This is a genomic window from Nocardia neocaledoniensis, from assembly GCF_029868625.1.
Lineage (GTDB): Bacteria > Actinomycetota > Actinomycetes > Mycobacteriales > Mycobacteriaceae > Nocardia > Nocardia neocaledoniensis_A.
In genome coordinates this window covers 13850-38640 of sequence record NZ_JARWOJ010000361.1, presented here as the reverse complement: position 1 = coordinate 38640, position 24791 = coordinate 13850, and the positions used below count along the sequence as shown (strand labels likewise).

Below are 24791 nucleotides of genomic sequence, written 5' to 3'. Positions count from 1 at the left end.
TGTCTATGGTCGGGGCCGCCCCTGTGTAAAAGGGGGTTCGGGCCGGCGGGCGCGGTGTGCCCCCCCACTTCGGCGCCGCCGGCGCCGGGTCGCGCAGGCTCGCCGCGAAGTTTTCCGCGGCGAGCTCGCGATCAGGACTTGTCGGGGTCGGAATCCGGCCCGGACTCGCCACGCTCGGCCGCGTCGCGCTCGCGCGCCTCGGTCTCGGCGAGCTGGGCCAGCGGATCGTCGAAAGCGCCGGTGCCGCCGCCGATCACGGAGTCGATGAAGCCGGCGGGGGAGTCGAGATCGCTGGAATCGGGCAGTAGATCGGGGTGCGCCCACACGCCGTCGCGGCGTTCCATGCCCGCGTCGGTGGTGAGCCGACGCCACAGCGCCGACGCCTCGCGGACCTTGCGCGGGCGCAGCTCCAGGCCGACGAGGGTGGCGAAGGTCTGTTCGGCGGGCCCGCCGGTCGCGCGACGACGGCGCAGGGTCTCCGAAAGCGCGCCCGCGCCGGGCAGCCGCTCGCCGACCGCGTCGGACACCACCACGTCGACCCAGCCCTCGATCAGCGCGAGCAGCGTCTCGAGGCGCTCGAGCGCCTGCTTCTGCTCGGGCGTGGTCTGCGGTTCGAAGGTGCCCTGCGAGAGCAGTTCCTCCAGCTTGGACGGGTCGCTCAGCGACATCGGGTCGATGTTCTGCGCGGCCTCCTCCAGTGCGGAGAAGTCCATCTTGATGCCGCGCGCGTAGTCCTCGACCGCGCCGAGCACCTGCTGACGCAGCCACGGCACATGCGCGAACAGCCGCTGGTGCGCGGCCTCCCTGGCGGCGAGGAAGACCATGATCTCGCTCTCGGGCTGTTCCAGGCCCGCGCTGAACGCCGAGATCGCGGTGGGCAGCAGCGCCGCGGTACCGGCCGGGCCCAGCGGCAGACCGATATCGGTGGAGGTCAGCACCTCCTTGGCCAGCTGGCCGAGCGCCTGGCCCAGCTGGGAGCCGAAGGCCAGCCCGCCCATCTGACCGAGCATGCCGACCATCGGTCCGGCGAACTGCTTGGCCTCCTCCGGCAGCTGCGCGGTCCACATGCCCGAGATCTGCTCGGCCACCGGATCGCACAGGCGCTTCCAGGTGGGCAGGGTCTCCTCGATCCAGTCGTTCGCGGTCCAGGCCACCGTTTTGGTGGCGCCCGCGGGCAGGACGGTGGCGCCGTCGAGCCAGAGTTCGGCGAGGTGGGCCGCGTCGGACACCGCGGACGAGGTCTTGGCCGTCACCGGCGCGACGGTGGCGCCGAGCTGCTGGCGCGCCAAGCGCTTGGCGACGTCGTAGTTGACCGGGCCGGCCTGCCCGCCGCCGGGCCCCATGCCCTGGCCCATGCCGCTGAACATCTGACCGAGGTGGGTCAGCATCTGACCCAGCTGCGACGGATCGAAACCGCCCGCGCCCGCCGCCCCGAACCCGAACGGATCGTTTCCGCCGGGACCGTTCGCCTCGTCGCGACGCTTGCCCGACTCGTCGTCGTCGCGGTTCGAGAAACCGAAGGGGAGATCGCTCATACCTATAACGTTACGCGGGACCCCTGGGGCCACGGTGTTCGCGCATTGCGAAATCGGTGAGATCCGGCCGGTGGGCAAATGCGTGCCACTCCCGTCGGTCACGATAGGTGATCACTACTGTGGGCGGAGTGAATCGTCGGATCCTCACCCTGATCGTGGCCCTGGTACCCGTGCTCGTGCTCGGTGTCGTCGGCAGCGTGGTCACCGTGCCGTTCGTCGCGCTCGGCCCCGGCCCCACCTTCGACACCCTCGGGGAGGTGGAGGGAAAGCAGGTGGTCGACGTCACCGGCGCCCCGCTGGATCCCACGACCGGACAGCTCAACATGACCACGGTCTCGGTGCGCGACGGGCTCAACCTGTTCGAGGCCTTCGGGTACTGGGCCAGCGGTGAGCACGGTCTGGTCCCGCGCTCCGAGGTGTACCCGCCCGGTGTGTCGCGCGAGGAGATCGACAAGTCCAACGAGCAGGACTTCAAGGATTCCGAGAGCGACGCCGAGGTCGCCGCGCTGCACCACCTGAAGTTGCCGACGGTGGTGCTGGTGCGCTCGCTCGGCGATGACGGCCCGGCCAAGGAGGTCCTGCAGGTCGGTGACGAGCTGATCAGCGTCGACGGTATCCCGGTCACCGCGCCCAAGGACGTGGTCGACATCGTCGCCACCAAGGCTCCCGGCGACACCATCGCCGTCACCTACCGGCGCGGCGACACCCAGCAGAGCACCCCGATCACCCTGGGCACCCGCCCGGACGACTCCGCCAAGGCCTACCTCGGCATCACCCCGGGCGAGGGCGGCCGCCCGCCCCTGCGGGTCGAGTTCAACCTCGCCGACATCGGCGGTCCGTCGGCCGGGCTGATGTTCAGCCTCGCGCTGATCGACAAGCTCTCGCCGGGGGAACTCAACGGCGGCCGCTTCGTCGCGGGCACCGGCACCATCGATCAGGAGGGCAAGGTCGGCCCGATCGGCGGCATCCAGTACAAGATGATCGCCGCACGCGCGGCCGGGGCCGAGACGTTCCTGGTGCCGGCGGACAACTGCAACGAGGCCCGCCAGCGCGCGCCGGAGGGCCTGCGGCTGGTGAAGGTCGACACCCTCGACAGCGCGATCACCGGCCTGGCCGACATCGACGCGGGCCGCGAGCCGGTCAGCTGCGGCTGATCACTCCAGGGTGTGGTGCAGGGCCTCGACCAGGCCCGGCGCCAGATTCGGGTAGGTGCGCAGATCCAGGTCGCCGAAGCCGTCGTCGTCCTCGGGACGGATCTGCAGCAGGCACAGTGACGCGCCCTGGCGCAACACGCCCGCGATGAGTCGCGCGTCGCGGCGGCCGGGATGGGCGTGCGCGGCGGCGCGCCCGGCCGCGTCGGCGGCATCGTCGTCGGCGAGCAGCGGGACCAACGCCTCGTCGAGGTCGCTCTCCGCGTCCGGCGGGAGCACCACGATCTCCTGGACCAGCACGCAGCCCTCGACGGCGGGCGGCCACGTGGTGGTGGCGAGGAACTCGTCGAGCGCCATCGAACCGCCGGTGATGTCGTCGGGGAAGGCCTCCTGCGCGATGGGGGTCAGCTCGCTGCCGTCGTCGAGCTGATCCTCGAGCGCGGGTTCGGCCGCGACCAGGTCGGCGGTGGGCACCAACGCGAACATCTGCGGCGGGTTTCCCCAGCCCTCGGCGTCGGCGAACTCGACGACCTCGCGCACACAGCGGGCGAGGACAACTTCGGCGTGCTGGTCATCGGTCACCCGCCCATCCAATCATTTTCGGCCCAGGCGCTTGCACGGTGTCCGATTTCCGTAGAGTGGGCGCCAACGGTCCGGCAACGGACCACCCGCAACATCGGACTGCGGTGTCTGCGCCGATCGAACCGGCGCCGATGTCGCCGGACCCTTGGAGAGTGGCACCGTGGGCATGCGGCCCCCCACCGGATTACCGTCGTTGTCCCGACGCAGCCGAGTGCTGCTGGTGACAGCAGTCGTCCTCGCGGCGCTGTTGCTGCTCGGGCCCCGCCTCACCGACGCCTATACCAACTGGTTGTGGTTCGGCGAGGTCGGTTACCGCAGTGTGTATCTCGGCGTGGTGATCACGCGCCTGGCCCTGTTCGCCGTGGTCGCCCTGTTCGTCGGGCTCGTGGTGTGGGGCGCGCTGCTGCTGGCGTACCGGTCGCGGCCGGTGTTCGTGCCGGTCGCCGGACCCAACGACCCGATCGCGCGCTACCGCACCACCGTGATGGGACGGCTGCGGCTGTTCGGCATCGGTATCCCGGTGCTGCTCGGCCTGCTGTCCGGACTGGTGGCGCAGTCGAATTGGGCCACCGTGCAGCTGTTCCTGCACGGCGGTGACTTCGGCGAGCAGGACCCCCAGTTCCATCTGGACGTCGGCTTCTACGCCTTCGATCTGCCGTTCTACCGGATGGTGCTGAACTGGCTGTTCGTCGCGGTAGTGATCGCGTTCTTCGCGAACCTGGTGACCCACTACGTCTTCGGCGGCCTGCGGCTGGCCGGGCGCGAGGGCGCGCTGACCAGGGCGGCCCGCATCCAGCTCGCCGTGATCGCCGGAATCTTCGTGCTGCTCAAGGCGATCGCGTACTGGTTCGACCGCTACGACCTGCTGTCGAGTACCCGCAAGGCGCCGACCTTCGGCGGTCCGTCGTTCACCGACATCAACGCGGTGCTCCCGGCCAAGCTGATCCTGCTCTCGATCGCGGTGATCTGCGCGATCGCGTTCTTCGCCGGCATCGTGCTGCGCGATCTGCGGGTGCCCGCGATGGCGGCGGCGCTGCTGGTGCTGTCCTCGATCCTGGTCGGCGCGGTCTGGCCGATGGTGGTCGAGCAGTTCTCGGTGCGCCCGAACGCGGCCGACAAGGAGAGCCCGTACATCGAGCGCAACATCATGGCCACGCGCCAGGCGTACGGCATCACCGACGACAAGGTCGAGTACCAGGACTACCGGGGCGAGAGCCAGAAGAGCCCGCTCGAGGTCCCGGCCGACGCCGCGACCATCGGCAACGCGCGGCTGCTCGATCCGAACATCCTCTCGCCCACGTTCACCCAGCTGCGTCAGCTGAAGAACTTCTACGGGTTCCCGGAGTCGCTCGACATCGACCGCTACACCCTCAACGGCTCCACCCAGGACTACATCGTCGCCGCGCGTGAGCTGCATCCCGAGGCGCTCTCGGGCAACCAGAAGGACTGGATCAACCAGCACACCGTCTACACCCACGGCAACGGCTTCGTGGCCGCGCCGGCCAACCGGGTGAACAAGCCGCAGTCCGACGCGCAGAGCGCCGCGGGCGGCAGCGACTCCGGCTATCCGCTGTTCATGGTGAGCGACCTGTTCACCAAGCAGGAGGACCAGCAGATCAAGGTCGACCAGCCGCGCATCTACTACGGCGAGCTGATCTCCCAGTCCGACCCCGACTACGCCATCGTCGGCGCGACCGACGGCCAGGCGCCGCGCGAGTACGACTCCGACACCGCCTCCTACACCTACGAGGGTTCCGGCGGCGTGCCGATCGGCAACTGGTTCAACCGCCTTGCGTTCGCGGCCAAGTACGCCGAGCGCAACATCCTGTTCTCCTCGGCGATCAGCGACAACTCCAAGATCCTGTACAACCGCAATCCGCGCGAGCGGGTGCAGAAGGTCGCGCCCTGGCTGACCACCGACGGCAACGCCTATCCCGCGGTCGTCGACCAGCGCATCGTGTGGATCGTCGACGCCTACACGACCCTGGACAAGTACCCCTACGCCGAGCCGACCTCGCTCGACGGCGCGGTCGAGGACAGCATCGACAAGAAGACCGGGCGGGTGATCCCGCGCAAGGAGGTCAGCTACATCCGCAACTCGGTGAAGGCCACCGTCGACGCCTACGACGGCACCGTCACCCTGTACGAGACCGACGCGAACGACCCGGTGCTCGAGGCGTGGCGCGGGGTGTTCCCGGACGCGGTGAAGTCGGAGAGCGAGATCTCCCCGGAGCTGCGCGCGCACTTCCGGTACCCGGAGGACCTGTTCAAGGTCCAGCGCGACATGCTCACCAAGTACCACGTGGACAACCCGCGTGAGTTCTTCACCAACAACGCGTTCTGGTCGGTCCCGAGCGATCCGACGATCGAGGGCGGCACCTTCAACCAGCCGCCGTACTACGTGCTGCTCGGTGACAAGACCACCAACAAACCGGTCTTCAATTTGACCTCGGCGATGGTCGGCTACAACCGGCAGTTCCTGTCGGCCTACATCTCGGTGCGTTCGGACCCCGACGGGTACGGCAAGTTCACCGTGCTGCAGCTACCGACCGACTCGCAGACACAGGGTCCACAGCAAACCCAGAACTCGATGACCACCGCCGACGCGGTGTCACGGGAGAAGACGCTGCTGTCGAACTCGAACAAGATCCGCTACGGCAATCTGCTCACCCTGCCGGTGGCCGACGGCGGCATCCTCTACGTCGAGCCGTTCTACAACGAACGCAACACCGGGTCCTCGACCTTCCCGCAGCTGCTGCGTGTGCTGGTGAGCTACCGCGACGCCGCGGGCAGCGTGAAGGTCGGCTACGCGCCGACGCTGGCCGAGGCGCTCAACCAGGTGATGCCGGGCGCGGGCGCGCTGGCGACGCCGTTCGGTGGCGACCCGGCGCTCAAGCCGAAGCCGGGCGCCACGCCACCGGTCGAGGGCACGACGCCGCCGACCGGCGGGACCACCCCGCCGCCGGAGACGACGCCACCGGCGGGTTCGGCGGCGCAGGACGCCGCGGCGGCCGAGCTCAGCCGCAAGATCGAGGCGGTCCGCACGGCCATGCGCACGGGCAACTTCACCGATTTCGGTAAGGCGCTCGAGGAACTGGACGCCGCGGTGCAGGCCTACCAGGACGCGGGCGGCCGGTAACCGCTACACGTCGACGAACGAAGAAAGGCCCCGCCGGTCGGCGGGGCCTTTCTCGTGCAGGGGGAACGGTGGATCAGCCGCCGATCGAGGCGATCAGCGGGGCGTTGGCGTTGAGCAGGTCCTGGTACTGACCGGCGACACCGTACTGCTCGGCGAGGGACTGACCCGCGGCCTTGGCCTGCTCGACGGCGACCTGGATATCGGTCTTGGCCTGGGCGGGCAGCTCGACGGCGGGCTCCTCGACGACGACCTCGGGCTCCGGCTCGGCAGCGCCGGCCTGCAGGTACTGACCGCAGTGCGGCCAGGCGCCGATGCCCTGGCTGGCGAGCACGTTCTCCGCGACGCGGATCTGCTCTTCCTTGCTGGCGTTGTGCGCCGAGCCCTGACCACCGTTGGCGGCCCAGGTGCTCTGCGAGAACTGCAGGCCACCGTAGTAGCCGTTGCCGGTGTTGATACCCCAGTTGCCGCCGCTCTCGCACTGGGCGACGCCGTCCCAGTTGTGGGTCGCGGCGGAGGCGGTGCCGGTGGTGAGGCTGAACGGAACGGCAACCAGGGCGCCCGTGATGGCGGCGACGCCAAGGGCACGGGTGCGGAATTTCCGGGTTTCAGTCATGGGGGAGACGCTAACCAACAAATCCGCGCCGATCACATCTTGATAACGGCAACGTTTTATGATTGGAACAGGCGTCTTTTCGATGTTTGCGCAGGATAGGGCCGGGTAATACCTTGATTTCAGCGGTTCCGTTATTGCGCCGTTATGTGCGCGAGATCACGGCGAAATAGTGACGCCAGTCACCGTGATCCCGTGCGAACCCCTCGCCGGACTCGCTGCTGTCACTGCAAGGCTGATTCTTGTGACGACGCGCACATTCGCTGTCTCGCTCGGCTCCCCGGCTCCGTCGAGGATCGTTGACATCCGTCACGAAACCGGTGTTGACCTCGCGATTTGTCATCCGGGCTAACCAGTGTGTAATGTTGTATTCACCGACGCGGGGTGGAGCAGCTCGGTAGCTCGCTGGGCTCATAACCCAGAGGTCGCAGGTTCAAATCCTGTCCCCGCTACAAGGAAAGTGGCCCGGAACCAGTCTGGTTCCGGGCCACTTTCACGTTCTTTCAGCGTCATCGGCCAAACATTCACGGGTCCGATGCCGTCTCAGGGGTTTCGCGGCGTCCCGGCACGTCGCCGGCGGCGCGAGCGGCGGGATCCTCGTCGACGCCACCTGTGTAATCATCCACCGCGCCGACCGGATGTCCGCTGCCTCATCGCACCGATTCGATCCGCGCGCACCGTCGTCCTCCTTTCCAGCGCGTCACCATTCGCGACACGGATGCCGGGGCGAAGCAATGAGTTCGCCACCGGCATCCGCCGCTTTCACCTACCGATCGACGCGTTCACGCCGCCTCGCTGCCGCGGCGACCAAGGCCGCCAACAGCATTCCCAGTGCGGCCATGCTCATTCCGGCCAGCGGCGCCGACGAGGACTCGGCCAAGGCCGCTTCCTCTCCGATACCACCGGTGGCGGCCTGTAGCGGGTAGTGATACCCGGACTCCTGTGAAGCATTGGGAGTCTCGACTACCACCGGTGCCTCCGGGCCGGCCGGTTCAATACCGCCGCAACCATTTTCAGTCGGAGCGGGCATGTCGTCCGGTGTTGGGCGCTCTTGGCAACCGCCGCTCTGCGGGACACACACGTGTCCGTGCAGGATCCGGGCCAGTGCGGACAGCGCCCTGTCCCAGTTCACCTCCGGAACGTCATCGTCCCGGCGTGGCAGGACCGCACCGACTCCCGCACCCACCGCGAGACCGAGCCACACGCCGACACCGCCGACGAACAACCCAGCCGCGACCGCGCCGAAACCGGCATGTGCCAGCGCGGTGGCCAGCGCCGCGAGCACGGCCGCCGACACAGCGCCGGGCACGATCCCCGCAGCGGCCCCGAGCACCCAGCCGAGCCCCATTCCGACAACGGCGCCAGGCGCCGCACCGAACAGGTTGATCGGATTCAGCACGCCGACCACCGCACCGAGCAGTGTGCCCAGCAAGGCCGCGAGGCCACCGACAACCGGACTGACCAGCAATCCGGCGAGTCCGCCGAGCACCGCGCCCACCACGATGGCCACCGGGAAAGCGAACAGCGCGGTCACTGCGGCCACCAGAACCTGCACCGTCAGCGCGACGGCGCCGCCGACCGCCACCGTCAGGACCGCAGTGGCGGCCAGCGCGAGTGTCGTGAGCACACCCGCCAGCGCCAGGATCGGCAAGCCCGCGAGTGCCTGGAAGGCCAGGTAGGCCACGATAGCCAGCGGTACACCGACGATCACCGTGAAGCCGATCGACAGCAGCACTGCCAGCGCGGCGGCACCGGCGAGCACGGCGAGAGCGCCGGCCAACACCACAGCGAATACCGGCAGCGCCAGCGGCCCCAGGATCAGGGCTGCCACCGCACCGACGACCAGCGCACCGATCACCAGGATCGCGGCGGGAATCGCCGCCAGCACCAGGATCGCCCCGACGACGAGCACCGGAATGATCAGCGGCGCGATGAACGCCGCCACCGCCGGAACGAGTCCAGCCAGCAGTACCACCGCGGCGACCGCCGCGAACGGAAGCATCGCCAGCACACCGAGCACCACGGCGGTCACCGCGCTCGCACCGAATCCGGCTACGAGACCAGCGATCCCACCGACCAAGAGGGTGATGGCGCTCGCCAGCGAGGCACCCAGACCCGCGCCGGACAGTACGCCCGTACCCACCGCGGACGCAATCCCGGACAGATAGCCCGTCACCGCTCCGAGCACACCGGACACCACGGTGTCGATGATCGTCACGACAACGATCCCGGCCGTTCCGCCGGGCACGGCACCCAACGCGGCCCCGATGAGCCCAGCGATCTGCGCACCGAGCACCGCGCCGAAGAGTCCTCCTGGGATGGCGGCCGCCAGGTTGAGCGGGCTGAGCAGCCCACTGGTCGCGCCGAGTACCGCCGCGACCGCGCCGGCCAGACCCATGGCCACCACCGCACCGATGACCGCGCCGAAACCGATGTTCTCGGCCTCGACATGACCGCGGCGCCAGGCATCGAGCTCCGCGGTGGCCTCATCGAGGTCGCACGAGAAGCGCACGATGAAGCCGTCCAAGAACCGCTTCAGGTTGCTGTGTTGCCATGCGGCACAGGCGGATTGCCACAAACTGCTCCGTTCGGCCGATTCGGCCGCACCGGTCGCCGCCTGCCAGACGCCGATGCGGTTCCCCATCAGCCACGAGCCCACCGCGACAGCGACCAGTACGGTCCACGGCAGTGCCGCGAGAATCATCACCGAACCGCCGAACAGCCCACCCGGGACAGCGGCCAACAGGAATCCCAGCAGACCCGTGATCAGCGCCGAACCCGAGGCCGCCAGCAGCCAGCCCAGCAGCGCGCCGAGCACCGTGCCGACAAGAAGACCGGTGATTCCACCGGCGATCATCCCGATCAGCACACCCAGTACGGCCCCGGCCAACGCTCCCAGCAGATTCAGCGGATTCAACGCACCCAGCAGCACACCCAGCAGAGCGCCCAGTGGGGTCGTGATCACCGCGACCGCCAGACCGGCCAGCAGGCCCAGCAATGCTCCGGCGAGCAGCCCGGGCAGCGACGCCAGCGCCAGCACCAACGGAGCCGACAGCAGGCCCAGACCCAGCACGGTCATCGCCAAAGCTCCGCCGATCGCGCCCATCAGTGAGAACGCGGCGCCGGCGAGAATGGCGATCGGCAGCATCAGCACCATCGACAGCAGATACACCACTGCCCCCAGCGCAAGCCCGGCCGCGAACATCGCCAACGGCAACACCAGCAGGAAGAAAAGCGCGAGTGCGGGCGTGATGATCGCCACTGCCGTCATCCCGGCGAGGATCAAGCCGACAACAGGCCACCAGATGGGCAGTGAGACGACAGCAATGGCCAGGAGGGCCACTCCCGCGCCGAATACCATGGCCGCCAGTACCACCACTCCGGCGATGACGAAGGGCAGTCCGACGATGCCGATGATCCCGATCGGTGTCGCCAGCACGAAGCCGACCACGATCCAGAAGATCGCCCAGACCACATAGCCGACCGCGATGACGATGACGATCGGAATCCAGATCGGGGCCAACAGGATCGTCAGCACCAATGCCACCGCTCCGAGCGCCAGCAGTGCACCACCGACTACCGCGGTGACCAGGGCGGCAATCGCCCCGATGATCAACGCGGGCAGCATCAACGGCAAAGCGACCAGCATCGCGGGAATGAGCGGGATCAGAACCAGCGGCAACGCCAGCAGCAGGACCGGCAACCACATCGGTGCGGTCAATGCGGCCAACGCGATCCCGAGTGCGCCGAGCAGCAGGACACCACCACCGAGCGCGGCGCTGACGGCACCGCCGAGCAACGCCCCCAGCAATGGCAGCACCAGGTTCGGGCCCAGGAATCCGGCCGCCGCACCGAGCACGCCGCCCAGCAGGGCATCGGTCACGGTCGTGAGCAGCCAGCCGATCAGAGCACCGCCGGGAACACCCGCGAGCGCTCCGGTCACCAGACCTGGGATCGCGCCCACCGATCCGCCCAGTACCGCACCCGGAACGCCACCGAGAATCGGTGCCATCGGATTCAACAGGCCCACCAGGCCGCCCGCGAACGCACCGGATATTCCGGTGGTGATCGCCCCCAGTGCGCCGCCGAGGGCGCCGGCGCCCAGCGAAACCACCGCCGCGCCACCGATGGCTGCCAGCAGGTCGCCGGCCAGGGGTAGCACCCGGGATTCGAACAACACCTCCACGCACGCGGCCAATTCCGGTCCGCCGACCGCTGTCGCCGCGGTGGCCAGTGCCGCACGCGGATCGACCAGCATCGCTCCCGGAGCTGTCAACGCGAGCATCGCGCCCCGCACGGACTCGTCCGGATCGGCGAGAAAGTGCCGCACAGCGGGATCGACGACAGTACGCACGAAGCCCTGCGGATCCGCGGTGATCGCACCGAACGCGCGGTCGGCCTCGATCGCGAGATTCAGGGCGGCAGCACCGACTTGGTTCTCGCAGCCTGCTGCCGTGCAATCGCTTTCGGCGACTGGAGGCATGATGAGCTGCGGCATGGGCGGATCGTCGGGCGCTCGCGGCTCCACCTGATGCCGGAGTTCGGCGACCGCGTCGGTCAATGTGTCCAGCGCTGGTTGCGCCGCGGCCCGCAGGTCGGTCAGCACAACTTCGACGGGCGAATCATCCAGTACGGTGGCCGGAATCGGATCGGCTGTCACAGGGGCCGGCGCGTCGTGGCGTTGCTGATCCACGAACACCGCGGCAAGCGCGTCGCCGAGCTGCCCCAAAGGCAGCCCCGCAGGGTCGGGTGGCGCAGGTGGACCGCCGTCGGCGGGTGTCATTGCGGGACTCGATTCCGGCAAGATAATCGCCGGAACGGAGCGGGCGAAATCGTTCGCCAGATCGCTCAGGCCGGCGGACGAATTGTCCGGGCCTTGCGCCTGTGCCGGCGAGCCGCTCAGCAGCAGAAAACCGATCGCCGGAATTCCCACGGCTAGCAACCGAAGGCACCAGGACACTACCCCCCACCCCCTTCCTGCCGAGTCGAGGCGTGTATTTTTCACTATTCAGTACCCTTCTTTCTCGAGGTTCATAACGTTTCGCCGGCCCGGGAATCGCCTCCGCAACCGGCCACATGCGGTGGGGCGGGCCCCTACCGCCGCCCAGTTCCTGAAACATGCGCGAAAATTCCTCTCGGCAAGGATGTTTCAATGCCATCCGATAGTGACGCCGAGGGCGACGAGAACCTGTGCGATCGGCCGTGTCATCAGAATCGCGACAAGCAGACCGATGATTCCCCAGACGGCGGTTCGCCGTAATCGATCGATTCGACGCGAACGAACATGGGTGTACATGTGGTGTTCCCTTCGTGACTGTTCGGGTGAATGCGGGCGGCGTCAGGCCTTCGAGAAGGAGCACACGCCCGAGGAGCGAAGTGCAGCATCGGTTTCAGAGTTGGGGACCGGCAGTCGAGACATCACGTCTTCGACGGTCGCACTGAGCGCGGAAAGTCTGTTCCCAGCCGCGTCGTTGGCGGCGCTGAGTTCTTCCGATGCGATCGCCGCGTCGGCATATCGGCTCGCGTCCAATCCGTCGCTGATACCGCGCAGCACACCGCTGGTGTCCTGGAAAGCGCCGGCGGACTGAACACGCAGCGATCTCCAGGTCTCACTGTCGACGCCGGGCGTGAGCACCCGGTCGGAAGCTGGAAGTGGAACCGAATCGATCCGATCCGCGGCCAGCGCCGCCGCGTCGGCCAGATCCATCAGGTCCGACTTCCATTCCGCGACAGCTTGTTCGACGGTTCGAGACTCGCCGGATGGCTCGGTCACCGCAGTCCGGACCGATTCCGTCGCCGCGCAGACCGTCTCCGCGAAAGTGATCACGTCGGTGTGCACATCACTCTTGTGGGCTTCGAAATACTCGCGATCCTCTGCCGCGGCCGCCAGAGATCGGATCTGCTCCTGCTGCTGGCGGCTCGCGGTGGAGTGGACATCCAGCAGGCCGCCGTCGATATCGCAGCGGGTCACCCCTACCACGGTGGCCGACAAGACGCCGCCGACCAGCACAGCCTTGAAGAATCGCTTTTGCAGGGATTTCGGCGTCTTCTCGCGGGACCGGCCGCGAGCATCGCGTACAACTTGTCGCATGGCTCCTCATTCGAACGAATAGACTCTCCATGCCAGAAGATCACTGCGACGAAACCATCGCTAGGGGCTAATGTCCCGGGCACCTGCTACGGTGATTTGAGTCACCCGATAGGCAGTTGAAACTGAGATCCCGATCCGGAACGCACAGAAATTCACGTCTGTTCAGGGTCTTATGTCCCGACCCTCTGTGATCGTCGCGATAGGTGGAGTCGGAATATCGCGGTCCACGTGATCCGTTGATGATGGATGGACTGGGTGCTGCGCGGATGGTTTCGGCTGCCAATTTAGTTCGCGTATCGCGCCCGGTCCAACGGGGAGTCGAGGGAGTCTGGCGTCATTTTCGGGATACCTTCACGCCATCAAATAGTTTGCAAAACTAATCAAGTCGTTGCGACCTCACGGCAGCGGGATCGAACAGCGGCAAGATCGAAAGAGAGAACAATGCGCTCACGAATCACGAAAATCACGGTCTCGGCGACAGCGGTGCTGGCAACGATGGTTGCCGGTTCGGCGATTGCGTCAGCGGGGCCTACTGAACAAAACGACCCCGGAGCCGTTTCCGCGGTAGAAATGGCCGAAGTAGTACCACAATCGCCCGACACGCCACGTCACCTACCGGATTTCACCCCTGACCCCGAGTCCCGACAAGCGCCTGTACCGTCACCAGAGTACTTTCCGCTCATCGATCAACGCCGCCGTGACCTCGTCGGCGCCGCGGCGGTCCAGGGCGCTGCTGACGGCGCGGCCCAAGGCGCGGCTCAGGGAGCCCTGGTGGGCGCCGGGGTGGGTGTCGGCATCGGAGCGGCCACGGCAGCGGTCACAGCGACGACCGGCGCCGGAATCGGTGCGGGGTTGGGCACAGCCGCCGGACTGGCCGTCGGCCCGCCGATCGGCGCGACCGCCGGAGCCGCTGTCGGGTGTATCGCCGGAACTCCAGTGCCGATTGTCGGCTGCATGGTCGGCACCGTCGCGGGTGGCGCGATCGGCGGCGCGGCCGGCACGGTAATCGGTCCGTTGGCCGGAGCCGGGGCGGGTGCCCTGGCCGGAGCAGGGCTCGGTGGCGGTGTGGCGGTTCTGGGCGCACTCCCGGTCACTGCGGCGACCACCGCCATCGGCGGCGGAATCGGTGCTGGAGCAGGGGCGGCCGCCGGTGCCGTGACCGCGGCGGCGCAAGCCAATATGGAACTGGCCCAGCAGAACTTGGATGATCTCGCCGCCTTCGCTTACCCGCACAGCGCCTGAACCGTTCTTTGCCAGGCCCGCGGTTCCCTGGCGTCCTGTTGGCTCACAAATGAAGAGGTCGCAGGTTCGAGTCCTGTCTCCGCTGTACAAGAAAGGCCCGGAAATACCAGGTTCCGGGCCCTTCTTGTTTCCAAGTCAGGCGTCCAGGTCGCTGGCGACCATTTCGGCGATCTTGTCCAGAGTCGGCTGGTCCTCGCTGGAGATCACCACCTCGGCCCCCTGGCCCGCACCGAGGGTCATGATCATCAGCGCCGAGCCGGCGTCTACCGGGTCGGCACCGGCCAGGGCGATGGTGACGGGGACCCCTGCCGCGCCGACCGCTTCGGCGATCAAGGCGGCGGGACGGGCGTGCAGGCCGACCGAGGAGCCGACGGTGACGGTGGTGCTTGGCATGGGTATCTCCTTGTTGTGCGGATGGACTACGCGGTGGTGAGAACGGGGGACGCGGACTGCTTGCGGGTGAACTCCTTGGCGAGGGTGACGCACACCGCGGCGACCACGGTGCCGACCAACAGTGCCAGCACGAACCAGGCCAGGTGGCCGATCGCGAAGAATACGAAGATGCCGCCGTGCGGCGCGCTCAAGGTCACGTCGGTCGCCATCACCAGGCCGCCGGTGACCGCGCCGCCGATCATCATCGACGGGAGCACCCGCAGCGGGTCGGCGGCGGCGAACGGGATCGCGCCCTCGGAGATGAACGAGGCGCCCAGCAGCCACGCGGCCTTGCCGTTCTCGCGTTCGGCCTCGGTGTAGAGGCGCGGGCGCAGGGTGGTCGACAGCGCCATCGCCAGCGGCGGCACCATGCCCGCGGCCATCACCGCGGCCATGATCCGCAGCGAGGCGTTATCGGTCACCGACAGCCCGGCGACGGCGAAGGCGTAGGCGGCCTTGTTGACCGGGCCACCGAGGTCGAAGCACATCATCACGCCAAGGATGACACCGAGCGCGATCGCGGAGGTGCCGGACAGGCCGTTGAGCCAGTCGGTGAGCCCGTTGGTGACGGCGGCGAGCGGCTTGCCGAGCAGCACGAACATCGCCACACCGACGATCAGCGAGGCCAGCAGCGGAATGACGACAACCGGCATCAGGCCGCGCGCCCAGGTGGGTACCGGCAGCTTGCCGACCCACAGGGCCGCGAATCCGGCGACGAGTCCGCCGACCAGACCGCCGAGGAAGCCGGCACCGACGAACACCGCGATCGCGCCCGCGGTGAAGCCCGGGGCCAGACCCGGTCTGTCGGCGATCGCGAAGGCGATGTAGCCGGCGAGAGCCGGGACCAGGAAGCCGAACGCCAGCGAGCCGATCTGGAACAGCACCGCACCGACATAGGTGGCGAGGCCGCCGTCCGGGAGGTCGGTGATCGAGTTGTTCAGCACGATGTCTTTCGCGCTGTCGGAGATCTCGTAACCGCCGAGCAGGAAGCTCAGCGCGATCAGCAGACCGCCCGCGGCGACGAACGGGATCATGTAGCTGACGCCGGTGAGCAGGATCTGCCGCAGCCGTGACCCCCAGCCCAGGCCCTTGGCCGCAGCCTGTGCCGGGGCGGGCGCGGAACCGCCGACGGTCGCGGCACCGGCCGTGGTGCTCGCCTCGACCGCCTCCTCGATCATCTTGTCCGGCTCGTTGATTGCCCGCTTCACCCCGGACTCGACGACCGGCTTGCCCGCGAACCTGCCCCGGTCCTTCACCCCGACATCGGTGGCGAAGATGACCGCGTCGGCGGCGGCGATGGTGGCCGGATCGAGTTTGTCGCCGCCGCTCGAGCCCTGGGTCTCCACCTCGACGTCCACGCCGGCGCGTTCACCGGCCGCGACGAGCGAGTCGGCGGCCATGTAGGTGTGCGCGATGCCGGTGGGGCAGGCGGTGACGGCGACGATCCTCCGGCGGGCCCCGGAGGCGGTGTCGGGGGTGGTTCCCTCGCCCTCCTGCTGGATTCCGGCTGCGGGCGTTGTGCCACCTCCGACCGCCGCCGAACTCCCCGCAGCGGCGACAGCGCCGCCGGTAGCCGCGTCCCCGGTCGACACGCCGGCAACGGCATCAGTGGTGTCTGTGCCCGCGCCGCCGCGTTCCAAAGCAGCTTCGCCCCCCGCAGCCGAACCCGCCGCAGCCGAACCCGCCGCAGCCGACACAGGCGATCCGCTCGCGGCGTCGGGCGCACCGGCCTCCGTGGGTGAACTGGCCGCCGCGCCGGCTGATCCCGCCGCCGTTCTGGGTGAACTGGCCGCCGCGCCGGGTGATCCGGCCGCCGTGCTGGGCGAGCTGGCCGCCGCGCCGGGTGATCCGGCCGCCGTGCTGGGCGCGCTGGCTGCCGCGTTGGGCGCGCTGGTTGCCGTGCTTGTCGAGCTGGTCGCCGCGTTGGGTGAGCTGGCCGCCGCACCGGACGAACCCGTTGCCGCGGCAGGCGGGTTGATGACGCCGTCGACCAGGGCGACCACGTCCGCCGGAGTCGACGCCGCGCGCAGGTCGGCGACGAAGGCCGGGCGGACGAGGGCGCGGGCCAGCGCGGACAGCAACTTCATGTGCTCCGCCCCGGCGCCCTCGGGTGCGGCGATGAGGAACACCAGATCGGCGGGCCCGTCCGGCGCGCCGAAGTCGACCTTGGGCGAGAGCCTCGCGAAGGCCAGGGACGCGCTCGTGACCGCCGCCGACCGGCAGTGCGGGATGGCGATGCCGCCGGGAAGTCCAGTGGCCGACTGGGCTTCGCGGTCCAGCGCGGCCCTGGTCACACCGTTGGCGTCGGACGCGCGACCGGCGGCGGCGAGGGAAGCCGCGAGCGCGGTGATCACGGCATCCTTGTCGGAGCCGAGGTCGGCGTCGAGGGTGATCAGGTCGGTGGTGATGATCGAATCGGCCATCGTGGTGTCTTTCGGGAGTGGGAGGTGAAGCGGTGGAAGATGTTTCGGCGGATGCTCAACCGGCCCGCGGAACTGCTCGGCGAATCCCGGCGGACTCCCGTATCGCCCGCGCTCTGCGGCGCTGACGCGAGAAGGAGATCCGGGACCGAGCGGTCGCGCGGCGCTGCGGGGAGTTCATACCGACGGCCGATCGGAGAGGTACAGCGGTCTGGCGCTGACGGCGTCGATGGCGATGTCCGCTGGGCCCGGGAGGCCGGTGCCGGGGAGGGCGGTCGCGGCGCTGCCGTAGGCGACGGCGGAGCGGAGCCGGTCGGCAGGCGCGGCGCCGGCCTGCTCGGCGAGTAGGTAACCGGCCAGCGCGGAATCACCGGCGCCGACAGTGCTGCGCGGCACGATCGGCGGTGCGGCGGCGAACCAGGCGCCCTCGCCGGTGACCAGCACTGCCCCGGCCGCACCGAGCGTGGCCAGTACCGCGCCGACCCCGCGCTCGAGCAGCACCGTAGCCGCCGCCGCGGCGGCGCTCGGCTCCTCCAGCGCGACCGGATCGAGCCCGGTCAGCTGGGCCAGTTCGTCGGAATTCGGTTTGAGGAGATCGGGTGCGGTACCGGTGTTCTCGCCGAACAAGGCGAGGAGCGGGGCGTCGGAGGTGTCGACCGCGATCCGCGTGCGCCCGGCGCCGTTCGACGCCGCGCCGAGAGGGGACAGGGTGGTGACGAGCTGCCCGTACCAGTCGACGGGCGCCCCCGGCGGCAGCGAGCCGGACAGCACGATCCAGGAGGCCCCGGCCGCCAGCTCGACGAGCAGCGCCGTCAGCTCGCCCAGGTCGCGCGCGGTCAGCGGTCGCCCCGGTTCGTTGATCTTCGTTGTCGTGCCGTCGGTTTCGGCGATGGTCAGATTGGTGCGTGGCGCGCCGGGCACCGGGACCGCGCGGAAGGCGATCCCGGTGGCGCGCAGCCCGCTCACCACGGGATCGTCGTCGGTGCCGGGCAGGACGGCCAGGGTCCGCGCGCCCCCCGCCGCGACGACCCTGGCGACATTGACGCCCTTGCCGCCCGGATGGGAGGTGACTCCCGCCGCGCGATGCACCTGCCCGCGGCGCAGCGGTTCGGTGAGCGTGACCGTGCGGTCGACACTCGGGTTCGCGGTCAGTGTGACGATCATGCGAGCACCACCTCGATTCCCGCGGCGGCCAGCTCCGCGTGCGCGGTGGCCGGGATATCGGTATCGGTGACCAGGACGTCGATGTCGCCGGTGCCGCCGAAGCTGACGAAGTCCTCGCGGCCGATCTTGCCCGCGTCGGCCACCACGACCACCTGGTCGGCGGCGGCGATCATCGCCCGCTTGACGGCCGCCTCCTCGGGATCGGGAGTGGACAGGCCGTGCCGGACGGTCAGCGCGTTGGTGCCGATGAACGCGACGTCGACGCGCAATTCGCCGAGCAGCCGCAGCGTCTCGGCGCCGACGGCCGCCTGGGTGACCCCGCGCACCCGCCCGCCGAGCAGCTGCACCCGCACCCCCGGGAAGCCGGTGAGCCGGGTGGCGACGGGCAGGGAATTGGTGACGGCGACGAGCTCGAGATCGCTCGGCAGCGCCGCGACCATCCTGGCGGTGGTGGTGCCCGCGTCGAACACCACGCTGCCACCGGCGCGCGGCAGGAACCGCAGGGCCGCGTCGGCGATGCGGTCCTTCTCCTCGGCGCGGGTGGTGTCGCGTTCGGCGGTGCCGAGCTCGATCGTGGTGAGCGCGCCCGCGCCGACGGCGCCGCCGTGGACGCGCCGGATCAGGCCGAGGCGGTCGAGCACGGCGAGGTCGCGGCGCACGGTCTCGGTGGTGACGCCGTACTGGTCGGCCAGCTCGGCGACGGAGACGCGGCCGCGATGGCCAACCAGGGTGGCGATCGCCTGCTGACGTTCCTCGGCGTACATCGGTCCTCCGGGCTCATGAGAATGTTTACTCATGTTGTTTTATGCCCGCTTGTGTGGCTTTGTCAACGGTTTTTGGTGAGCCGAGTCACAATCGTTGCCGGTAGGACGTGGTCGAGGTCATGCCGATGAAGCCCTGTGACGCGATATGCACCCAGGTCAGAGGCTGATCAGGCCAAGGCGACAGCGGCACTGTCGGCCGACGGCACCGTGTGGGAAACCAAATTGCGCGGTTGCGCCTTCGCCGGGCGGAACCGCCCTCAGCCGACGCCGAGATCGGCGGTGAGCGGGTCGCGTAGCGCGCCCTCGGCGGCACGTAGTCGGTCGGTGACCGAGGTGAGCAGATCCATCGAGTCTTCCGACAGACCGCAGGCGAGCAGGGTGAGATAACGGACGGCGCCGCAGGTGATGCGCTGCGCGAGTAGCACGTCCGGGTCGGCGGGTGCGGCCGAGTGTTCGACGAGGGTCACGACAGGGGCACTCACAATCTCGGAACGTGCTGCTGGGAACGCTGTCTACTTACGAGTATGACGCACCTTACATCGCCCCTGCGGTCCGTGAACCCAAGCTCGCGTGCGAGAGTTCAGCAATGAGTCAGTTCGCCGACTATCAGAACGAGATCTACCTGACCGCGCTGGGTGGCATCCAGCCGGAATTCCCCATGGACTACGCGACGCTGGAACGCAAGGCGACGGCCGCGCTGCCCGATTCCCTGCTGAACTACATCGCCGGTGGCGCCGGTGACGAGCTCACCCAGCGGCGCAATGCCGAGGCCTTCGGCGACTGGGGCCTGGTGCCGCGGATGCTGGTCGGCGCCACCGAGCGCGACCTCTCCGTCACCGCGTTCGGGCACACCTTCGCCAGCCCGCTGTTCCTGGCGCCCGTCGGGGTGATCGGCCTGGTCGGCGAGAACGGGCACGGCGATATCGCGGTCGCCAAGGCGTCGGCGAAAACCGGTGTGCCCGCGATGTTCTCGACACTGATGGAGGACCCGCTCGAGGACGTGCGGCCGCACGCCGGGGACACCCCGGCGTTCTTCCAGCTGTACACGCCGAAGAACCGGGAGCTGGCCGAGAGCCTGGTGCACCGTGCCGAGGCGGCGGGCTACGCCGGCATCACCGTCACCCTCGACACCTGGGTGCCCGGCTGGCGGCCGCGCGACCTGGCCTCCGGCAACTTCCCGCAGCTGCGCGGGCACGTGCTGAAGAACTACACCAGTGACCCGGTCTTCCAGGCGATGGTGGGTTCCGACGACCCGAAGATGATTGTGCTGCACTGGGTCTCGACCTTCGGGCACTCCCTGACCTGGGACGACCTGACCTGGCTGCGCTCGCTCACCGACCTGCCGATCATCCTCAAGGGCATCTCCCACCCCGAGGACGCGCGCAAGGCCATCGACTTCGGCGCCGACGGCATCTACTGCTCCAATCACGGTGGGCGACAGGCCAACGGTGGCCTCAGCGCGCTCGAGACGCTGCCCGCGGTCGTCGCCGCGTGTGACGACCGCGTGCCGGTGCTGTTCGATTCCGGCGTGCGCTCGGGCGCCGACGTGGTGAAGGCGCTCGGCCTCGGCGCGAGCATGGTCGGGATCGGCAGGCCGTATGTGTACGGGCTGTCGCTGGGCGGGGTGCGCGGCCTGGTGCATCTGCTGCGCAGCTACGCCGCCGAGGCCGATCTGCTGATGGCGGTCAACGGCTACCCCGACGTCGCCGCGGTGCGCGCCAACATCCGGCCGACCACGCTGGGCCACGCCTCCCGCGGCTGATTCCCGCACGGCCCGGATACCTGTTACCCGACGGGTTTTCGGGCCGTGACGGTGGGCTCGACCGGAACGTGTCGGTGGCGTGCGGCATCATCGGGGCACACGCAGCAGACGCACCAACCTTCCGGAGTCCACGATGTCCTCGCCGAGCACCAAGTCCGCATCCCGCCGATCCGCCCAGCAGGTACTGTCCGAGGCCGAGCTCGCGCGCATCGCGGGCGAGCTCGCGGAGGGTAAACCGCCGATGGTGTGGTTCACCGCCGCCGCCGTCGGTGTCGCCGAAGGCAAGTCGGGCAAGGTCGTCGCGCTCGGCGATCCGGCCGACGGCGACTTCCTGCAGGTACGGCCCACCGGTTCCAAAGATGTGCTGTCGTTCGGACCGAGCGAGGTGACGCTGACCAAGCCGGCCCGCGCGACTACCGTAGCGCCGGGCGGCTCCACGCGAACCCGCCCGGACAGCGTCCCCGAGCAGAGCAATCGAAAGGACACCACCGTGACCCAGCCGTCGACCCAGCCGAGCGCGGCCGCGACGCCGCCGGCGCCTCGGTCGCTCGCGCCCGTTCCCGACGAACCCGCCGCGCCCACGCCGGCGGCGCCGCGGCCGGCCAAGACCACCGCCGCGCGCAAGCCCAAGGCGCCGGAGGTCACCGTCACCCTCACCGGCACCGCCGACGGGGAATGGACCGTCGACGTGGTCAACGGCAAGAAGCGCAGTGTGAAGGGGCTGGCGGTGAGCAGCGGCGCCGTCGCGCAGGCCGCCAAGATCCTGCATCCCGAGGTCGAAGAGGTCGTCGACGGCATCCTGGAGGCCGCCCGTGGCGTGCAGCAGGCCAAGGTCGCCCAGCTGCAGGCCGAACTGGAGGCGGCCAAAAGGCTGTTAGCCGAACTCGGCGACTAGTGCTCCGATCCCACCGGCTCGGCTACACCGCCGTGCTGGTGGGCTTTCCGGCGCTGCGCAAGGCGCGGTGCACCGGGGCGTGCCGCGGATCGTCGTGGAACGCCAGGCCGAGGCGGTACTCCTTGGCGTGGTACATGGCGGCGTCGGCCTCACGGAGCAGGTCGTACACGGTGGAGTCGGTCGGTCGCGTCGTCAGGCAGGCGACACCGATGCTGGCGGTGATCGGGATCTCCCCGCAGCTCAGCTCGAACGGGCGCATGAAGGCGCCGAGCAGCTGCTGGGCGAGGACGGCGGCCTCGGGCCGGGAGCGGGCCGCCAGGATCACGAACTCGTCGCCGCCGTAGCGGGCGGTGATGTCGGCGCGGCGGGCGGTGCGGCGGATGCGAGCGGCGGCCGCGGCGATCAGTTCGTCACCGACGGCGTGTCCGTAACTGTCGTTGACCATCTTGAATCCGTCGAGGTCGATGAACAACAGGGACAACGGCTTTCCCGCCCAATCGTGCCGATGCCGCTGCGGTGCGCGCAGCAGCGCGGACCGGTTGTACAGGCCGGTGAGCAGATCGTGGTCGGCCTGGTACTGGGCTCGCCGTTCGCTGCGCAGGCTGCGGGCGATGGCGCGCTCGCTGCGCACCAGCACCCCCACCAGCAGCAGGGTCAGCAGCAGGCAGATCACCACGCGGTCGCCCGAACCGAGGTCGGCGCCGACCACGCTGACCAGCGAGGCGGCCACCAGCGCCACCGCGATCACCCCGGCCCGGCGCCGGGACCGGTGCGGATGCACGTCGTCGACTTCCTGCATCGCGGCCATGGTCGGGTGCAGCGCCGCCGCCCCGGCCAGCAGATAGGCCCACTGCTGGGGGACGAGCGCGAACCCGCCACTGACGAGAGTTCCTGCGGCGCCGAGGCTTTCGAGGAGCCCCGCGCCGAGCACCGCGATCAGCCCCGCCTGCAGCAGCCGCAGCGAGATCTCGGTGCGCACCACGGTGGCCAGCGAGTGCGCGAGCACTGTCAGCAACAGCGCTTCGATCAGTGGGTAGCTGGCGGCCAGCAGGGTGTCGACGCCGAGGGGGCGGCGCAGGATGGGGGAGATCAGGAACGTCCAGGCGGCCAGCAAGGCACTGAAGCCGATGAGCATCGTGTCCAGCCACAGGTCGCGGGCGCTGCCGAGGCGGCGCGGCCGCAGCCAGCCCACCGCGGCCAGCGCGAGACACAGATACGCTGCCAGGGTGACCACGTCGTCGGTGGGATGCCAGGCCGCGTGCATGCCGAGTTCCCGGATCGCGGTGCCCGCGGCGAACAGCGGGACCGAGACGGCCAGCAGATACCAGGGCAGCCGCTGCGCGGGGCGGTGCCGGTAGAGGCCGAGCCCGATCATCGCCAGGCTGCCCGCGACGATGACGACGAGCAGCAGGAAGGACAGCCACCGCGCGTCGAACAGCGGCGCGAGCAGCACGGCGGCGGCCGCGGCCAGCAGGACGGTGCGCCGGCGTCGGCTCCGGTGCGGTGTTTCGCCGATGGTCATCAGCCCCCCTTGATCCGCTGCGCACGTGCCGAGCGCCGCCGATCGAACGTAGAGACGCTCAAAACCTTTACAACTCAGTCGATCATGACACGATCGGCTGCCGATGTCGTGGCCTTGTCTGCAAATTCCGAATACCGATTCGGTACCCGCTGTTCGGCTCCACCCGGCGGCGGTGTGTGCTGGGGGCGACGAGTGGAGAGGAGTCGCGGGGTGGACAGGTGGATCGCGCCGGGCCGGGTGAACATCATCGGCGAGCACACCGACTACAACGACGGGTTCGTGCTGCCCATCGCCTTGTCGCTCGGCGTGGTGTGCGCGGCCGAACGCACCGGTGACCGGCTGGTGCGGCTCACCTCGGCCCAGCGTCCCGGCGAGCGGGTCGAGGTCGACGTCGACGAACTCGCGGTACAGCGTGATCGGGTCCCGGACTGGGCGCGCTACCCCCTCGGCGTCGTGCACGAGTTCGCGCGTGCGGGCCATCCGGTCGACGGAGTGCGCCTCGAGATCGACGGCGCGGTGCCGATCGGCGCGGGCCTGTCGTCCTCGGCCGCGCTGTGCTGCGCGGTGACCGTGGCACTGCGCGATCTGTGCGCGCCCGCGCTCACCGCGCGCGAGCTCGTCGCCATCGCCAGGGCCGCGGAGAACGGTTTCGCCGGCGTGCCGACCGGCATCCTCGACCAGTCCGCGTCGATCCTGTGTACCGCCGGGCACGCCCTCTTCCTCGATGTGCGCGCCTACACCGCACCGGATGGCCCGAAACCAGGTGCCGTCGAACAGATCCCGTTCGACCTGGCCGCCGCCGGGCTCGCACTGGTCGTCGCCGACACCGGTCACCCGCACGACCTCGCCGACGGCGGTTACGCCGAGCGCAGGGCGCAGTGCGAGGCCGCCGCCGAGGCGCTCGAGGTGTCGGCCCTGCGCGATGTCACCGAGGCGCAGCTGCCCCGGCTGACCGATCCGCTGCTGCGCCGCCGCGCCACCCATGTGGTCACCGAGAACGCGCGCGTGCTCGCGGTCGTCGACCAGCTGCGCGCCGGCGCCGATCCCCGCGCGATCGGCGCGCTGCTCACCGCCTCGCACGACTCCCTGCGCGCGGACTTCGAGGTGTCGGCGCCCGCCCTCGACCTCGCGGTGGCGGCGGCGCTGGCGGCGGGCGCGCACGGCGCCAGGATGGTCGGCGGCGGATTCGGCGGCAGCGTGCTCGCCCTGGTGGACAGCACCGACACCGCCGCTGTCACCGCGCGGATCGAGCAGCGATTCGCCGCGGCGCGGCTGGCGGCACCCCGGGTGTTCACCGTCGAACCGGCCGCGGGCGCGCGCCGACTCGACTGAACAGATGTTGCGTAATCCCGATTCGAGCTGTGACGCGCGGCACAATCGTCGACAGTAGAACCATCCGGAAAGTTCGGCGGGCGACGCGGGCCCGCGCCGTTCGGTGACGACGCTGGTGTGCCGCCCGGTTCCAGGCCAGGAGGGATGCGC

17 protein-coding genes and 1 tRNA gene are annotated in these 24791 nt (G+C 69.4%); 7 read left to right on the top strand and 11 right to left on the bottom strand.

The annotated features are described in order from the left end of the window. Nucleotides 1-131 precede the first annotated feature (131 nt). A complete protein-coding gene (locus QH270_RS28170; RefSeq protein ID WP_280347070.1) occupies nucleotides 132-1535 on the bottom strand; it encodes a zinc-dependent metalloprotease in 1404 nt (467 codons plus the stop codon). Between the two features lie 128 nt (nucleotides 1536-1663). On the opposite strand from QH270_RS28170, the gene QH270_RS28165 reads away from it, so the two are divergent. After that, nucleotides 1664-2689: a YlbL family protein gene (locus QH270_RS28165; protein WP_280347069.1), complete on the top strand. Its 1026-nt coding sequence runs from the start codon at nucleotides 1664-1666 to the stop codon at nucleotides 2687-2689. Here QH270_RS28165 and QH270_RS28160 read toward each other — a convergent pair whose 3' ends face one another. Continuing rightward, nucleotides 2690-3268 carry a PPA1309 family protein gene (locus tag QH270_RS28160; protein ID WP_110036362.1) on the bottom strand — a complete coding sequence of 193 codons (579 nt, stop codon included), beginning with the start codon at nucleotides 3266-3268 and terminating at the stop codon, nucleotides 2690-2692. It lies immediately after the preceding gene. A gap of 160 nt (nucleotides 3269-3428) precedes the next feature. Here QH270_RS28160 and QH270_RS28155 point away from each other — a divergent pair, with 160 nt between their 5' ends. Continuing rightward, nucleotides 3429-6407, top strand: coding sequence for a UPF0182 family protein (locus QH270_RS28155; RefSeq protein ID WP_280347068.1), 2979 nt, complete (start codon nucleotides 3429-3431; stop codon nucleotides 6405-6407). Nucleotides 6408-6480: 73 nt separating this feature from the next. Here the strand turns inward: QH270_RS28155 and QH270_RS28150 are convergent, their stop codons facing one another. Next, entirely contained in the window at nucleotides 6481-7020 is a 540-nt protein-coding gene (locus QH270_RS28150; RefSeq protein WP_280347067.1) for a transglycosylase family protein, read from the bottom strand. A 375-nt stretch (nucleotides 7021-7395) separates the two neighbouring features. On the opposite strand from QH270_RS28150, the gene QH270_RS28145 reads away from it, so the two are divergent. Then, nucleotides 7396-7469 (top strand) — tRNA-Met (locus QH270_RS28145). Nucleotides 7470-7783: 314 nt separating this feature from the next. Here QH270_RS28145 and QH270_RS28140 read toward each other — a convergent pair. Together QH270_RS28140 and QH270_RS28135 are read right to left on the bottom strand one after the other, a co-directional pair. Beyond that, on the bottom strand, nucleotides 7784-11800 hold the full coding sequence (locus QH270_RS28140; protein WP_280347066.1) for a hypothetical protein: 4017 nt from the start codon (nucleotides 11798-11800) through the stop codon (nucleotides 7784-7786). A 555-nt stretch (nucleotides 11801-12355) separates the two neighbouring features. Next, nucleotides 12356-13108 carry a hypothetical protein gene (locus tag QH270_RS28135; RefSeq protein ID WP_280347065.1) on the bottom strand — a complete coding sequence of 251 codons (753 nt, stop codon included), beginning with the start codon at nucleotides 13106-13108 and terminating at the stop codon, nucleotides 12356-12358. 771 nt (nucleotides 13109-13879) lie between these two features. On the opposite strand from QH270_RS28135, the gene QH270_RS28130 reads away from it, so the two are divergent. Then, nucleotides 13880-14350, top strand: coding sequence for a hypothetical protein (locus QH270_RS28130; protein WP_280347064.1), 471 nt, complete (start codon nucleotides 13880-13882; stop codon nucleotides 14348-14350). A gap of 135 nt (nucleotides 14351-14485) precedes the next feature. On the opposite strand, the gene QH270_RS28125 is transcribed toward QH270_RS28130, so the two are convergent. The 5 genes from QH270_RS28125 to QH270_RS28105 all read right to left on the bottom strand — a co-directional run bounded on the left by QH270_RS28125 (nucleotide 14486) and on the right by QH270_RS28105 (nucleotide 19612). Next, complete coding sequence (locus QH270_RS28125) at nucleotides 14486-14743, bottom strand: HPr family phosphocarrier protein (protein ID WP_280347063.1); 258 nt, start codon at nucleotides 14741-14743, stop codon at nucleotides 14486-14488. A gap of 26 nt (nucleotides 14744-14769) precedes the next feature. After that, nucleotides 14770-17205, bottom strand: a complete 2436-nt coding sequence (locus QH270_RS28120; RefSeq protein WP_280347062.1) for a PTS fructose transporter subunit IIABC — start codon at nucleotides 17203-17205, stop codon at nucleotides 14770-14772. Between the two features lie 174 nt (nucleotides 17206-17379). After that, nucleotides 17380-18366, bottom strand: coding sequence for a 1-phosphofructokinase family hexose kinase (locus tag QH270_RS28115; RefSeq protein ID WP_280347061.1), 987 nt, complete (start codon nucleotides 18364-18366; stop codon nucleotides 17380-17382). Then, entirely contained in the window at nucleotides 18363-19130 is a 768-nt protein-coding gene (locus tag QH270_RS28110; protein ID WP_280347060.1) for a DeoR/GlpR family DNA-binding transcription regulator, read from the bottom strand. The genes QH270_RS28115 and QH270_RS28110 overlap by 4 nt, the downstream gene beginning before the upstream one ends. Nucleotides 19131-19387: 257 nt before the next feature. Further along, a complete protein-coding gene (locus QH270_RS28105) occupies nucleotides 19388-19612 on the bottom strand; it encodes a hypothetical protein (protein ID WP_280347059.1) in 225 nt (74 codons plus the stop codon). A gap of 104 nt (nucleotides 19613-19716) precedes the next feature. Here QH270_RS28105 and QH270_RS28100 point away from each other — a divergent pair, with 104 nt between their 5' ends. Beyond that, nucleotides 19717-20892: an alpha-hydroxy-acid oxidizing protein gene (locus tag QH270_RS28100; RefSeq protein WP_280347058.1), complete on the top strand. Its 1176-nt coding sequence runs from the start codon at nucleotides 19717-19719 to the stop codon at nucleotides 20890-20892. Nucleotides 20893-21025: 133 nt separating this feature from the next. Further along, complete coding sequence (locus QH270_RS28095) at nucleotides 21026-21787, top strand: DUF6319 family protein (protein WP_280347057.1); 762 nt, start codon at nucleotides 21026-21028, stop codon at nucleotides 21785-21787. Nucleotides 21788-21809: 22 nt separating this feature from the next. Here QH270_RS28095 and QH270_RS28090 read toward each other — a convergent pair whose 3' ends face one another. Next, on the bottom strand, nucleotides 21810-23309 hold the full coding sequence (locus QH270_RS28090; protein ID WP_280347056.1) for a GGDEF domain-containing protein: 1500 nt from the start codon (nucleotides 23307-23309) through the stop codon (nucleotides 21810-21812). Nucleotides 23310-23519: 210 nt separating this feature from the next. Between QH270_RS28090 and galK the strand changes: the two genes are divergently transcribed. After that, the gene (gene galK / locus QH270_RS28085; RefSeq protein WP_280347055.1) at nucleotides 23520-24641 is read left to right on the top strand and encodes a galactokinase; all 1122 of its coding nucleotides are present in this window, start codon (nucleotides 23520-23522) and stop codon (nucleotides 24639-24641) included. The last annotated feature ends 150 nt before the right edge of the window (nucleotides 24642-24791 follow it).